The organism is Larkinella arboricola, assembly GCF_003259745.1.
In the GTDB taxonomy this organism is placed as follows: Bacteria; Bacteroidota; Bacteroidia; order Cytophagales; family Spirosomataceae; genus Larkinella; species Larkinella arboricola.
In genome coordinates this window covers 446,613-460,931 of record NZ_QLMC01000003.1, presented here as the reverse complement: position 1 = coordinate 460,931, position 14,319 = coordinate 446,613, and the positions used below count along the sequence as shown (strand labels likewise).

Annotated in this window: 9 protein-coding genes; 3 read left to right on the top strand and 6 right to left on the bottom strand. The window is 52.4% G+C overall.

Annotated features, from left to right (window positions below; all coding sequences use genetic code 11):
- Positions 1-9: 9 nt before the first annotated feature.
- From LX87_RS13285 to LX87_RS13260, 6 genes are all read right to left on the bottom strand, one after another.
- Positions 10-618 carry a superoxide dismutase gene (locus LX87_RS13285; RefSeq protein ID WP_111628725.1) on the bottom strand — a complete coding sequence of 203 codons (609 nt, stop codon included), beginning with the start codon at positions 616-618 and terminating at the stop codon, positions 10-12.
- A gap of 65 nt (positions 619-683) precedes the next feature.
- A complete protein-coding gene (locus tag LX87_RS13280) occupies positions 684-1,118 on the bottom strand; it encodes a nucleoside deaminase (RefSeq protein WP_111629191.1) in 435 nt (144 codons plus the stop codon).
- A gap of 53 nt (positions 1,119-1,171) precedes the next feature.
- Complete coding sequence (locus LX87_RS13275) at positions 1,172-5,485, bottom strand: Ig-like domain-containing protein (protein ID WP_111628724.1); 4,314 nt, start codon at positions 5,483-5,485, stop codon at positions 1,172-1,174.
- 77 nt (positions 5,486-5,562) lie between these two features.
- Positions 5,563-8,577, bottom strand: coding sequence for a serine hydrolase domain-containing protein (locus LX87_RS13270; protein ID WP_310587911.1), 3,015 nt, complete (start codon positions 8,575-8,577; stop codon positions 5,563-5,565).
- Between the two features lie 349 nt (positions 8,578-8,926).
- Positions 8,927-9,154, bottom strand: a complete 228-nt coding sequence (locus LX87_RS13265) for a hypothetical protein (protein ID WP_111628722.1) — start codon at positions 9,152-9,154, stop codon at positions 8,927-8,929.
- A 317-nt stretch (positions 9,155-9,471) separates the two neighbouring features.
- A complete protein-coding gene (locus LX87_RS13260) occupies positions 9,472-10,320 on the bottom strand; it encodes a T9SS type A sorting domain-containing protein (RefSeq protein WP_111628721.1) in 849 nt (282 codons plus the stop codon).
- A 186-nt stretch (positions 10,321-10,506) separates the two neighbouring features.
- Here LX87_RS13260 and LX87_RS13255 point away from each other — a divergent pair, with 186 nt between their 5' ends.
- From LX87_RS13255 to hemB, 3 genes are all read left to right on the top strand, one after another.
- The gene (locus LX87_RS13255; protein WP_111628720.1) at positions 10,507-12,393 is read left to right on the top strand and encodes a sensor histidine kinase; all 1,887 of its coding nucleotides are present in this window, start codon (positions 10,507-10,509) and stop codon (positions 12,391-12,393) included.
- 107 nt (positions 12,394-12,500) lie between these two features.
- Positions 12,501-13,196 carry a response regulator transcription factor gene (locus tag LX87_RS13250; protein ID WP_111628719.1) on the top strand — a complete coding sequence of 232 codons (696 nt, stop codon included), beginning with the start codon at positions 12,501-12,503 and terminating at the stop codon, positions 13,194-13,196.
- 121 nt (positions 13,197-13,317) lie between these two features.
- Positions 13,318-14,307 (top strand): porphobilinogen synthase, encoded by a 990-nt coding sequence (hemB, locus tag LX87_RS13245; protein WP_111628718.1) that lies wholly within the window; start codon positions 13,318-13,320, stop codon positions 14,305-14,307.
- The last annotated feature ends 12 nt before the right edge of the window (positions 14,308-14,319 follow it).

Sequence of the window (14,319 nt, the reverse complement as noted above, 5' to 3'; positions counted from 1 at the left end):
CCTTAATTCTTAAACGGCTTGCTGATACCGCTCGTCGGCGCCTTTCCAGTCAACAACGTTCCACCAGGCCGACACATAATCCGGCCGTTTGTTCTGGTATTTCAGGTAATAAGCGTGTTCCCAAACGTCCAGACCGAGAATCGGCGTTCCTTTTTGGTCGGCAACATCCATCAGCGGGTTATCCTGGTTTGGAGTTGACGTAATGGCCAGTTCACCAGTTGACGTAACGATCAGCCAGGCCCAGCCTGAACCAAAACGGGTCGTAGCGGCTTTGGCAAATTCTTCTTTGAAGGCATCGAACGAGCCAAACTTCTGGCTAATGGCTTCGGCCAGTTTGCCGGTCGGCTCTCCACCGCCGTTGGGCGACAGGATGTTCCAGAAAAATGTATGATTCCAGTGTCCTCCGCCATTGTTCCGAACCGCTACCGGAGAGTTGATGACGTTAGCCACCAGTTCTTCGATTGACTTGCCCTCCAGCTCGGTTCCTTTTACCGCGTTGTTGAGGTTGGTCACATACGTGTTGTGGTGCTTACCGTGGTGAATTTCCATCGTCTGCTGATCGATGTGGGGTTCCAGCGCATTGCTCGGATAAGGAAGGGGAGCTAATTCAAAAGCCATTTTGTGATGTGTTAAGGTGAGACATACAGTAAAGTTGTCAAACGCGATAACAGCGACTTTTTGATTTATGTTCGTAACCCCCGAAAAAAGTTGCGGAGCAGATGAAGGCTTTCGTTGGCCAGAATGCCGGTGGTTAGCTGGGTTTTGGGGTGAAGAACAGACGGTTTTACGGTTGAGAAACCGCGCTTGGGGTCCGGGGCTCCGATCACAATCCGGCCAATCTGCGCCCAGGCCAATGCCCCCGCACACATCACACAAGGCTCCAGCGTAACATACAAGGTGCAGTCGGTCAGGTATTTCGAACCCAGGAATTGTTCGGCGGCTGTCACGGCCAGAAGCTCGGCGTGGGCGGTTACGTCGGTCAGCCGCTCGGTCTGGTTATACCCTTTGGCGATGATCCGATTCCGGCAAACTATGATTGCTCCAACCGGGATTTCACCTTCCTCAAAAGCCTGCTCGGCTTCGTGAAGTGCCAATTCCATAAAGTAATCATCGTTCATCATGCAAAAGACGGTATTTGGGCGTCTGATTGAGCAATCAGACGCCCAGAAAATTATCGTTTCATAATTTTTCGAACCGTCTTGCGGTCGCCAATCTGAATGCGCAGAAAATAATAGCCCGGCGACCGGTGGCTTAGATCAAACCGGGTTTGCCGCTGGCGGGTTGTAAGCTGGTGCATGACGCGGCCGTTTTCGTCGGTCAGTTGCAGGCGGGCCGGGTTTTTCTGCAATGGCAGATCAATATCAACCGTCAGTATATGTTCCGTCGGAACCGGGAAAACCTTAACCGCAGTCGTAAGCGGGTCCGGCTCCAGACCCAGCACCGGCAGCACCCGAATCGTAGCGGTTCCGGTAGCCTTACCCGTTCCGCAGGTATTCGACACAGCGGTAACAGTGTAAGTTGTCGATTGAACCGGTGTTACGGTAATGACGTGCGGGTTGGTACTGGTCGTTACTTTGGTTGTTTTCGTATTGTCAGTATATTCCAGCGTCCACGGTGCGTCGCCCGTCAGCGCGAAAGAGAGGGGCGTGCTTTCGTTGTCGTAGATGTCTTTGGTGCCCGTCAGCGTAGCCGTTGGGAGCGCACGGATATTCAGGATGGTTGGGCTTTTGCTGCCGGGAACCGGAACCCTGGGGTTCGTCGCCACGACCCGGATGATGTACAGTCCCTGCGCCAGCGTCGTCGGAATGCGGGCCGTAATCGGGCTTTGCATGGCATCCGCGGCAATCGCAATCTTATTGGTGAAAGCCGTATCCGAAGCGAGTGCCATTTCTACATTGAACCGGTTTCCCTCCATAAACTGGCCAGCCGTTGCGAAAGGAATCTGAACAGCGGTCCCGACGCAAACCGTCGTAACCGATAACGGGTTGGTTGTGACGGTCGGGATGACGGCATTGACGGTAAACGTACCCACGGGCGTTCCGGCCCCGCAGGAGTTGGTAACGTTTGTCACCCGGTAAATGGTGGTTTTCTTGGTTGGCAGCAGTTCAATTTCCTTTTGCGTAGTCGTTGCCGTGCCACTGGTACCATCCGACAGGGTGTAACTGAAAGGCGGTACGCTGGTAAACGAAATGGTAACGGGAACCGTTTTGCCCAGATTGACCGTCGCAGCTCCTTCGATTTTTGCCGTAGGGGGTGCATTAACGATCAGCCTGATTTCGGCCCGGCGGCTTTCGCAACTGCCTACCTTTTGGGTTACGTAATACGAGTCACCTTCGGGTCTGGTCGAAATATTTGTGGTCGGTGGCGTTGGCGCCGTCGCTGACTCACCCCCGTACGGGTTAATCCATTTCAGGTTCTGACCCGTTGCTTCCAGCGGTTTGGCCGGGGCGTTCTGGCAATAAGCCACCGGCGTGGTCACGTTAGGTTTGGGCGTCACCACGACCTTGTAGTTAACCGTTAACTTATCACTTTCGCAGCCATCGACGGTTTGAGTGGTCTTGTACGTGTAGGTGATTTCCTGATCAACGTTGGTTCCCGGCGTGGGTGCGCCACCCAACAGGTCATCGTTGCGATCAAACCATTTTACATTCTCTCCCCTGGCCTGCAGCATTTGCGCCGGAGCATCCTGACAGACTTCGGCAGGGGTAGAAATTTGTGGAGCGCCCGGCAGTGGTTTCACCCGTAGCTCCGTCCGCGTTTTGGGACTCTCGCAGGCTTTCAGCGTCTGGCTGACGAAGTACACGAACGTACCCGCATTGTCGGTATTCTGAACGGTATTGGGTACGACGGTTATTGAATCCTTCGCATACCATTTCAGACTTTGCCCGCTGGCTGTTAGCGCAATGGGTGCTTCTTTCTGGCAAACCACCGGGCGTTCAATGGTAATCTGCGGTGCTACTGGGGTAGGGTTAACCGTTACGTTGATTTCGGTCTTGTCGCTGGTACAGCCATTGAGCGTCTGGCTGACGGTATAGGTGTAGGTTTTTGCCTCTCGGTTCGGAATTACAGGAACCGTAGCGGTGGAATCGTTGGTGAATGTAAACCAGTTCAGTTTTGCACCAGTTACGGGCGTTGCTGCCAGAACAGGGGCTTTGGTATTCTGGCAAAATTCGAGTGTCGAATCCGCCGTAATCGGTTTGGCCGGTTTGGGTTTGACAACAATAACAATGGAGTCTACGAGGCTCTCACAGCCATTGACGGTTTGGGTCGCTAAGTAATACAGGCTTCCCGCTTTCGTGGTCGATGGCTTGGGGGCTGCTTCCAGGGGCGTTCTACTGTTGGGGCCGTACCATTTAATTGTGCCGGTTCCCTGAGCATTCAGCGTTGATGCCGACGCTTGTTCGCAATACGGGCCAGCTTTAGTAATGGTTGGTTTGGCCGGTAATGGGTTTACGACAACATTCAATTGTGCGCGGTCGCTGGTGCAGCCGTTCACGGTTTGGGTAACGAAATAGCGGGTTGTTCCGGCGGTACTAACAACGGGTGTTGGGGTACCCGATAGGGCCGTTCCACCCGTTGCGGCTGTATACCACGTGAGGGTTGCGCTGGTTGGCACAGTAACATTTTTTTCAAGATCTAACACCGGTGTTCCAACACAGGCAGCCACATTTTGGGTCACTGGAGCGGCTGGTTTTTCCTTGATTGTAACCGTAATCTCCACACTTTCGCTTACACAGTCTCCTACCTTCTGGCTGACGGTATAGGTAAACACACCGGAGGTTGTTGAACTGGGTTTCGGGGCAGTGGCAGAATTTGTAACACCGGGGCCTGTCCAAACCAGCGTGGCACCGGTAGCGGCCGTAGCGGTCAGGGATGGAATGGATTCACCCACACAGTAGGATAAGGCTGTATTGCCAACCGTCGGAGCGGCTGGCAGTGCTCTGACCGTAACCGTAACGCCCGTTCGTGGGCCTTCACAGCCATTGACGGTCTGGCTAACGTAATAGGTTTTCGTGCCCGCCGTAGCCGTATTGGGCGTAATTGAATTCTCTCCTGCTCCGCCCGTTGGCGTAGTATACCATTTCAGGTTTTCGCCCGTTGCGGTTAACGGTTTCGCCGTTTCATTCTGGCAGAAAGCAACGGCACTGCTGGCGACCGGAGCCGACGGGATGGCATTAACCGTTACCTGAATAACCGCTTTCGGGCTTTCGCAGCTCGCGCCTACCGTCTGGCTAACGGAATAACTCGTAACACCCGTTGCGTTGGTCAGTGGCGTAGGCGGACCGGCCAATACCGCACCGTTTAAACCGTACCACCTTAGTGTTCCTCCGCTGGTCGCAACGGCCGACAGGGGGGAGGCCGTACTCCCGGCACAATAGCTAACCGGTCCAACCGTCGGTGCGGGAGGAACGGCTTTTACCTCAACAGTAATCCGGGTTCGGGGGCTTTCACAACCACCGACCGTCTGACTGACGTAATAATCGAAGGTTCCGGCTGTTTGGGTATTTGGCACGTTTGCAACCTCGTTGCCACCGTTGGCTGCGTCATACCATTTTAAATTTTGTCCTATTGCCGTTAAGGGGGTTGCAGGCTGATTCTGGCAGTAGGAGAAACTTGTTACGGCCGTTGGCGCTGCTGGTTGTGCCCTGACCGTTACGACGAGAGCCGCGCGGGGGCTTTCACAACCGTTGATGGTTTGGCTGACATAGTAGGTGGTGGTTCCGGTTGTGCTTGTCGGGGGCGTTGGCGCCGTCGCGGAAGCCGTTCCGCCCGTGGCGCTGGTTCCATACCAGTTCAGGGTGCCACCATCCGCAGGTGCCGCCGTAAGTGGGGTAGCGGGTGCATCCTGGCAGTAAGTTATCGCGGACGTACCGGGAGCGTCTGGTTTGGCGGTAATCGTGACGGTTATAGCCGCGCGGGGGCTTTCACAGCCTCCAGCAACCTGACTGACATAATAGGTCGTTGAACCTACGGCTGTTCCGGGTGTTGGGGCCGTCGCGGAAGCGGTTCCGCCGGTTGCACTGGTGTACCATTGCAATGTGCCGCCGTTACTGGGGGTTGCGGATAAATCAGCGACTGTAGCGCCCTGGCAGTATGTGACGGGCGAAACCACGGTAGGAGCATCCGGAATTTCGTTGATTGTTAACGTCGTTGTGCTGATGCTGCCATTTACGGCGGGGCTGGTTGATACCACACGAATCTGGTAGTCAGAACCAATGGCGCTAGCTGGAAGTGTAGCCGTTATGGGGCTGCTGGTACCTGTGCCGATGTCTACAAATGCTCCTGAAGCCGGGGCAAGCTGTAGTTTAAACTGGTTTTTAGACCCGAAGCTGCCTGAGGTGGAAAACGGAACGGTAATCGTGCCGCCCGCACAGACCGAGGTCGCTGATGAGGTACCCGTCGTAATCGTCTGGGCTGATACAACTCCAACACATCCCAAACACACAAACAGCAAAAGACAATACAGACGTAAAGATTGATTCATACAGAAATCGGATTGATTAATAAATGGCGGGGCGGCTAAACTTTGTATTCTTCAGAATTATTCCGCAAAAGTACAAATTACATGGACTGATAAATAATCTCGTGGAGCTGCCGACGAATTTTTTGCGTATTAATTAACGTATTTCCCGCGCTGGGGTGTACGCGGTTTGACAGAAAGATGAAGACAAGATCATAATCGGGGTCTACCCAGACCACATTGCCGGTAAAACCCGTGTGGCCAAACGAGCGGGGTGACACCTGCGCAGCATGGTAAACGCTGTTGCCGTCCACTTCCGGTTTATCCCAGCCCAGCACGCGGTGGCTGCGGTCGCTTTGGGTACGAACAAACAAGGGTACCGTGCCCGGCATCAGGAACCGATGACCACCGTAATTGCCCCGCTGGAGATTCATTTGCAGGATTTTGGCAATATCTGTCGCATCGCCAAACAGCCCGGCATGGCCCGAAATACCGCCCTGCAAAGCCGCCAGCTGATCATGAACCGTGCCTTGCAGCAGGGAGTTGCGGAAATACGTGTCCTGTTCGGTAGGTGCAATCTTCATACCCGGCTGGCACTGTAGCGGGTTGAAACAAAGGGACGAAACGCCCAGCGATTTGTATAAATTCTCGTTCAGGAAAGTGTCCAGCGGTTGTTTGGAGACGCGTTCGACCAGTTTTTGCAGGATTACGAAACTCAGATCGCTGTACACAAAGTTGTAACGCCCGTCTTCGTCCACCCGGGCGGTCAGCGGAGTCCGCACAATCCATTGCCAGATTGAATCGCGGAGGGCCGCAGACGCGTATAAATTAGGGCCAACCTGTAGGGTGTGCAAACTATCACGAACAGAACGGTAGTCGGCTACACCGGACGATTTTGCCCGCTCAATAGCCCGCGACAAACCCGCTGGTAAGCCGGTCTGGTGCAGCAGCACATCGCTAACGGTCATGTTCCGTTTGTTGCCGTTTTGAAACTCGGTCAGGTAATAAGCGACTTTCTGGTTCAGGTCAATGGCTCCGCGCTCGTTCAAGATCATAACGGCCTGAAGCGTACCCAGCACTTTCGTGAGCGAAGCCAGATCATAGAGCGTTTCGTCCGTTACGCGCTCGAAGCTGTTGTAGGTCAGCGTACCGAAACTTTTATCATAAACAACTTTGCCTTTGCGCGCTACCAGCACCTGGCAGCCGGGGAAAGCGCGGTCGCGGATGGCTTTCTGAATGACGGTTTCAATGTGCCGCAACTGGCCGGACCGCATTCCGACGCTTTCGGGCAGACTATAAGCCAGCCGCTGGTTGGGGGCCGTCAGTAAACCGTTGCCGATTTTCCAGTCACCAATGGTAACCGGCATGACGCCTTTAGCCGGAACCGCTCCGAAGACAATCTGCGGAACGACGCGCTGCATTTCCTCGCCGTCTTCATAGGCGCACAACACCGCATCGGCTTGCGTGCCAACAAACGGTCGAAGGGCGTAAGCAGGTCCGAAAGCACAGACCACCACCCGCACACCTTTTTGTTTCAGGCGGTTAATCAGGTTCAGCGATGCACTCGTAACACCGTAGTTCCACCGGGCCGACGGACTCATCCGGTGAAAACTAACGACCACCACGTTGGCATCACCGATCTGGCTAATCATTTCGTCTACGCTATGATCGTTGGACGGTTTTTCGCCGTAGGTAAGCTGTTTGAACGGTGCATACCGTCCCAACATTTTCTGGAACGCATTGCCGTAGTCGGTTCCGATCGACACCGAAGCCAGTCGCAGCGTGTCCAGTGGACCGATTGGCAGCAGGTTGTTGGTGTTTTTAACCAGTGTAACGGCCTGCTCGCACAGTTCCTGCTTGAGCAACTGGGCTTCCGACGAATTCAGATCGCGGTTGAGATTTTCGAGCTGAATGGGTTTGTATTTGTGCAAATCCGCCCAATATTTGGCGCGCAGGATTTTCTTGACTTTCTCGTCAATCAATTCCTGCGAAATTTTTCCTTCATCAATGGCGCTGCCAATCTTATGAACGGCATCGGGCACATTTTCCGGATACAGGAGGATGTCATTTCCGGCCATCAGGGCCCGCAAATTGACTTCTTCAGCGGGTAATTTGCCAATACCGCCCATATTGAGGGCGTCGGTAAATACCAGACCGCGGAAACCTAACTCTTTCTTGAGCAGTTCGGTAACTACTTTTTCGGATAGGGTAGCGGCCAGACGGGGAGTGTTATCAACCACCGGTACGTGCAAATGACCCGTAACCACTCCCATTAAACTATCGGCAATCAGTTTGCGGAACGGATACAGATCAATGTCATTTAACTGCGTAACGGACCGGCTGATGGTCGGCAGTGCCAGGTGCGAGTCGGTGCTGGCATCACCGTGGCCGGGAAAGTGCTTGGCTGTTGCAATGACGTGGTTGTGCTGCAACCCTTTCATGTAGGCTACGGCTTTCAGGGCAACATTTTCCTTTGATTCGCCAAACGAGCGGTTGCCAATCACCGGATTGGACGGGTTGCTGTTGATGTCAGAAACGGGCGCAAAGTTGATGTGAATGCCCAGACGCTTGCATTGACGGCCAATTTCAGCCCCCATGCGGTAGACAATCGCCGTATCACGAAGGGCACCGAGCGTCATCTGTTTGGGAAAATCCATCGTGCTGTCGAGCCGCATACCGAGCCCCCATTCGCCATCAATCCCGATGAGAAGGGGAATGTTGGCGGCTGCCTGATAGCGGTTGGTCAGCACGGCCTGACGGTTTGGGCCACCCTGAAAGAAAATCAGCCCGCCGATGTTGTAATGACGGACCAGGGTTTCGATGTATTGGTAATGGGCTTCGTCCCGATTGGAAAAGGTTGCGACCATGAAAAACTGCCCGATCTTCTGCTCGCGGGTCATGGTCTGGAACACGCTGTCGACCCATCGTTGCTGTTGCGGAGCTGACCCCAATACTTCCACCGGATGAGCCGCCAATTTATGACGCCATACCTCCAGACCGGCTGTGCGTACAGCCGGTGTTTCCTTCGAAGAAGAAGACAGGAAATTGGTCGATAAAAGAGTTTGACGCCATATGGGCCGGGTCAATCCGGAACGGTCCCATCCAAAAGCTGTCAAAAAAACGGCCGTTAATCCAGCCAATATTACTCCCAAGACAACTTTAGTACGCATTTTGGTTAAGAAGTACGGTTACGTCAGGTTGTACAGACTAATCCATTCAAAAGATAAAGTTAATTAATTAACGAAAACATGCCTAACAAAAGCCTCCATAAAATGCCATATTTGTTGATAAAATTAGCCAGCAAACTTGAGTATTTTTCCTGAAGTAATAGGAGGATCCGGTAAAAAATGCCGTTTGATTGAAGGGTAGTTAGCAGAAAAACTGCAATTTCTGTGCCGTAAAAAATAAGCGGTGCCACAACACAGGTTGTGGCACCGCCAAGCAGAGAGAAGTATATAGCCGGTTTTACAGAAGTTTCTTCCGAACTGTAACCCACGTGCGGATCAGAGAGGGCGTCGCCACCTTTGCATACGATGTGAAGGTACGTTTTTCAGTAACCGTCGTTTTGCAGGCCATTACCGACTTATACTGTTTTGCTTTACGGTGAGCTGAAAACAGATTATGCGGGTGGCCGATCGCCGAAGCTTTCAGGCTGGCACCAAGCAACAGAAAAATGATTACTAACTTTTTCATACTCTTCACGGGGGAGCCCCTTGTTAAGTTCTTTACAAAGATATAGGTTTTAGATCGTACCTTGCAATACATAGTACCTTGTTTTTGAAAAAAACTTTTTAAGCGGCACTATATCCTGATGAATGGTATTGACCTCTTCACCTTTCACTTATTTTTAAGACGCGGCCAATCGTAAAAGGTAACTTAAAGGTACGGCAACTTTTCTACAGCTATCCAGTAAAAGTAAGTGAAGTAGCTAAATAGGCAGATAGACGACCAAAATGGAAGGATGAAATCCGCCCGGTAGGGGTTGATCCGTTGCCTTCACGGGATGAAATTTAAGGGATAACAACCCGTTTTACTGCGCCATCGTCGTTTTGGGTGACGTTAACGAAGTAAACGCCTTTGGCTTTGCGGTCAATATCAATCTGCCCGGCATAGCTTCCGGAGAAGTCTTTTACGTCTTTCTTCGCAACCTCCTTCCCGTCGGGCGTTGTCACCCGGATACGGATATCGCCCTTCGCGGGTGCCGTGAAACGAATGTTTAACTGGTTGGTTTCCGGGTTATTTGGATAGACTTGCAGGCTCCGGATGGTTGAGGCTTTCGAGCCTTCGTCCAGTGACCGGTTCCAGCTTCGGAAAGAGTCTTCCATGCGCTGGCCGAAATTTTCCGGCCAGCTAAACTCAAACCGTTTTAACCGATCAACCAGCGAGTCGGTATCAAAGCGGTAACGGTTCTGCAATTTTCCATCTCTATAGTACCGGAACTCGCTCGGGCCTGACGGACGGTTGGGCCGGCGGGCGGTAATGTCTCCATGCTTCAGGGGCCGATCGGAGGGGCGGTTCAGGCGATTGGGCCGGTCGTCCCGACGGTAAGTATAATGGCTGTCGTTCTCATCAATTGTAATCGTGATCTGGCCTTTCTTGTCGCCCCGTTTGGTCCGGATCGAATCCACCAGTCGGTTCACCAGTGCATCCCGTTCGTCATCCCCCATCCCGTTCAGCCGGTAACTCCGCTCCAGTTCGCGAACTTCCCCGTCGTTGGTGCGCTCAATAATCTTCACATTGACGGTGTTTTTATCAGCATCCGTCCTCTTCTCGGACTGAGCCAGCGCCGTCGCCGACCAGCCACTCATTACAAAAGCAGCCAGGATCAGGCGGTAGCGGATTCCAGATTGAGTACTCATTTTATTTGTCGTTTGATGGTCAGAAAACAGGGCAAACCTAGGGTAATTCAGATTGTTTCGTTGTTAAAGTATGTTAAATGGAGGTATAGGCTTTAGCCCATAGGCCGTGGTTTTCGTAATTTTAGGTGTGTTAACTAGCCAATAGATGGAGATTGCAACCGAAATGTTGCACAGGAGAAATAAAAAATGACAAAACAACGCATACGCTGGATTGCCGCGTTGATGACAGTCGGGCTGCTGGGGCTGATTTCGCTGCAACTCTACTGGATCGACAATGCGCTGTCGTTACAGAAAGAGCAGTTTGATTCGCGCGTAACCGACGGTTTGCAGGAAGTGGTGCGGACGCTTGAGCGCCAGGAGATTCTGTATCTGGCCCGGCAGCGCATGAATCAGCAGGAACAAAAACGGCAATTGATGGCCATCTCACGGCCCACCGTCAGCCAGCAGCCGGAAAAAACCGTTAAAAAAGCGCCCGTTGATCCGCCCGAACCGCTGATGGCCCGGCAACCGAAACCGGTAATGTCTGAACCCGAAAATGTAAACCCGTCGGTGCCGGTTATTAGCTGGCAGCAAACGCAGGTGTCGCCCTCCGATGCTTTTCAGGTAGACGTTCAGAAGTTGTCGGACGTTCAGCAGAAACATTTTGAAGACCTGGTGCGGCAGCAGGACGCCCTGGGGCCAGACGAATTCTGGGAGTTGCAGCAGCAGCAACAGCGGCATTTTAACCACCTGGTCGATCAGGTTTTTGAACGTCAGTTGCGGTTGTTGTACGGTCAGCCCGTTCTGGATAGCGTGGCCATTATAAAAAGTCCCGTGAAGCGAACGCAACTGGCCCGTAAGCTACGTCCGAAACGAAAATCGCCGGTATCGTCAACCGTTGTAGTGGCCCCAACGGCCAAAGTGGGTTTGCAGAAAGTAGAACAGCAATCGGAAATGGTCAAAGGAGTGGTGCGCGATCTGCTGTTTGCCAACCGCCCCATCGAAAGCCGGGTGAACCGGGCCGTGCTCGATTCGCTGCTGAAGCAAACTATGGAAGAGCGTGGTATTACCATTCCGTTTGAGTATGGTGTGCGGACCAGTTCGGGCATGGGGGTTGCCAAGCCGCATCTGTTATTTGCATCACATTCTGAAAACCAGTTACTGGGTAAAAAGAAGATTTACAAAGCCACCCTGTTTCCCAATAACTTTCTGGAGCGGGGAAATTACGTGTATGTTTATTTTCCGGACCAGCAGCAGTTTATCCTGCGAAAAATGACCGTCATTCTGGCCGGGTCGGCGGTGCTGGTGCTCGTGATCATAGCGTGCTTTTACGTCGCCATCAGTACGATCGTTCGGCAGAAAAAGCTGGCCGACATCAAGAACGACTTTATCAACAACATGACCCATGAGTTCAAGACGCCCATTTCAACCATTTCGCTGGCGGTTGAAATGGCGCAGGAACAACTCCGGGGCGGTATTGAAAAGCCCGAAGAGCCTACCACGCGCCTGACCCGTTACATGGGCATCATCCGTGACGAAACCCGTCGGTTGGGCACCCACGTCGAAAAAGTGCTGCAAATGGCGTTGCTTGACCGGGATACGGCGGGTAAGGGCGGTGTTAAACTCAAACTTTCGTCGGTTAATATTCACGATACGATTGGCAACGTACTGAACACCATCGGTTTGCAGATCGAACAGAAACAGGGCGAAGTCCACCTGGATTTTGAAGCTTCCGAAGAAATCGTGGAAGCCGATGAAGTGCACCTGAGCAACATTCTGTATAACCTGCTGGACAATGCCATTAAATATTCACCCGAGCACCCGGCCATCAGCATCCAGACGCGCAACGTGGAAAACGGCGTCAGCATTACCGTGGCCGACCAGGGCATCGGGATGACCAAAGATCAGTTGAGCCGGATTTTTGAGAAGTTTTACCGCGTGCCGACGGGAAACCTGCACGATGTCAAAGGGTTTGGTCTGGGTCTGAGTTACGTCAAGAAAATGGTCGAAGAACACCACGGCTCCATTCAGGTGACAAGCCAGTTAGGAAAAGGAAGTTCGTTTGAATTAATTTTGCCATACCATCAATCATAAAACCCTGATAACCTCTGATGTTCTCTGATCAACTCTGTGTAACCGGTTATTGAGTTATTACACAGAGTTGATCAGAGAATAGAAGAGAAAATCAGAGGGAAAGCCATATGCCTAAGCTCCTACTGGTTGAAGATGACCCAAACCTGGGTTTGTTGTTGCAGGAATACCTGAACTCGAAAGGCTACAAGACCGATCTGGCTACCGACGGTAATCAGGGTTGGCAGCGGTTTGTGGATAATGTCTACGATCTGTGCCTGTTCGACGTGATGCTGCCCAAAAAAGACGGTTTTTCGCTGGCGAAGGAAGTCCGGATGTCGGGGCGCGATATTCCGATTATTTTCCTGACGGCCAAATCCATGAAAGAAGACACCATCCAGGGGTTTCGGATTGGGGCCGATGATTATATGACCAAGCCGTTTAGCATGGAAGAGTTGCTGCTACGGATTCAGGCCATTCTTCGGCGGTACCACAAAACCAATGATGTTCCGCAGCCAACGACGTACCAGATCGGTTCGTTTTCGTTTGATTTTGCCCATCAGACCCTGATCCGCAACGGCACCAACGGCGAGCCGCAGGCCATCAAACTGACCAGTAAGGAAGCGGCTTTACTGAAACTTTTTGCCGAGAATAAAAACCAGCCGCTAAGCCGCAGTTTTGCCCTGAAACTCATCTGGGGAGATGATTCGTATTTCAACGCCCGTAGCATGGATGTGTACATTACCAAACTCCGCAAATACCTGAAAGAGGATGAATCCGTGCAGATTGTTAACCTGCACGGAGAAGGATTTAAGCTGATGGCCTGATTTTCTTGGTATTTTTCGAACGCAGCGGGGAATCTTTAACGTTCTTCTACCAGGACGCCGGGATTCTCCGCTGCGTTTTGTATGGATAAAAAGTACAACCTTTGCGATTGAATTTAGGACTATTGATATGTTAAGAAGACCCCGCAGAAATAGAAAATCGCCCGTTATCCGGGATTTAGTTCAGGAAAACTCGCTTTCCCTTTCCGATCTGATCTACCCCATGTTTGTCATGGAAGGAGAGGGCGTCCGCTCCGAAATTGCTTCCATGCCGGGGGTGGCCCGGTTCTCGCTGGATTTGCTGCTGGAAGAGATGCAGGAATGCGTTGATCTGGGCTTGCGCACCTTCGCCCTGTTTCCCAACCTGCCCGAAAGCAAAAAAGATAAATACGCAACGGAAAGCCACAACCCCGAAGGATTGTACCTGCAAGCCGTCAAAGCCATCAAAACCCGGTTTCCCGATATTGCCCTGATGACCGATGTGGCGATGGACCCGTATAGTTCCGATGGTCACGACGGTATTGTGCAGGAAAGACCGGACGGTTTTGAAATTGTTAATGATGAATCACTGGTCGTGTTGGCTAAAATGGCCGTGGCGCAGGCCCGCGCCGGAGCCGATATCATCGGGCCGTCGGACATGATGGATGGTCGTATCGCGTACATCCGTGAAGCGCTGGATGTCGAAGGATTCACGAACGTTTCCATTATGGCGTATACCGCCAAATATGCCGGTGCGTTCTACGGTCCGTTCCGCGATGCGCTGGATTCGGCCCCGCGGTTTGGCGACAAGAAAACTTACCAGATGAATCCGGCCAACAGCCGTGAAGCCCTGATTGAAGCCGAACTGGATTATGCCGAAGGAGCCGACTTCCTGATGGTAAAACCGGCAATGGCGTATCTGGACATTATCAAACTGCTGAACGACAATTTCGATCTGCCGATTGCCGCCTACAACGTCAGCGGAGAATACGCAATGGTGAAAGCCGCAGCGGCCAATGGCTGGATTGACGGCGAACGGGCTATGCTTGAAATTCTGATGGCCATGAAACGGGCCGGAGCCAAGATTATCCTGACGTATTTCGCCAAGGAAGTGGCCCAACTCCGGAAATCCTAAGACTTTACAAAG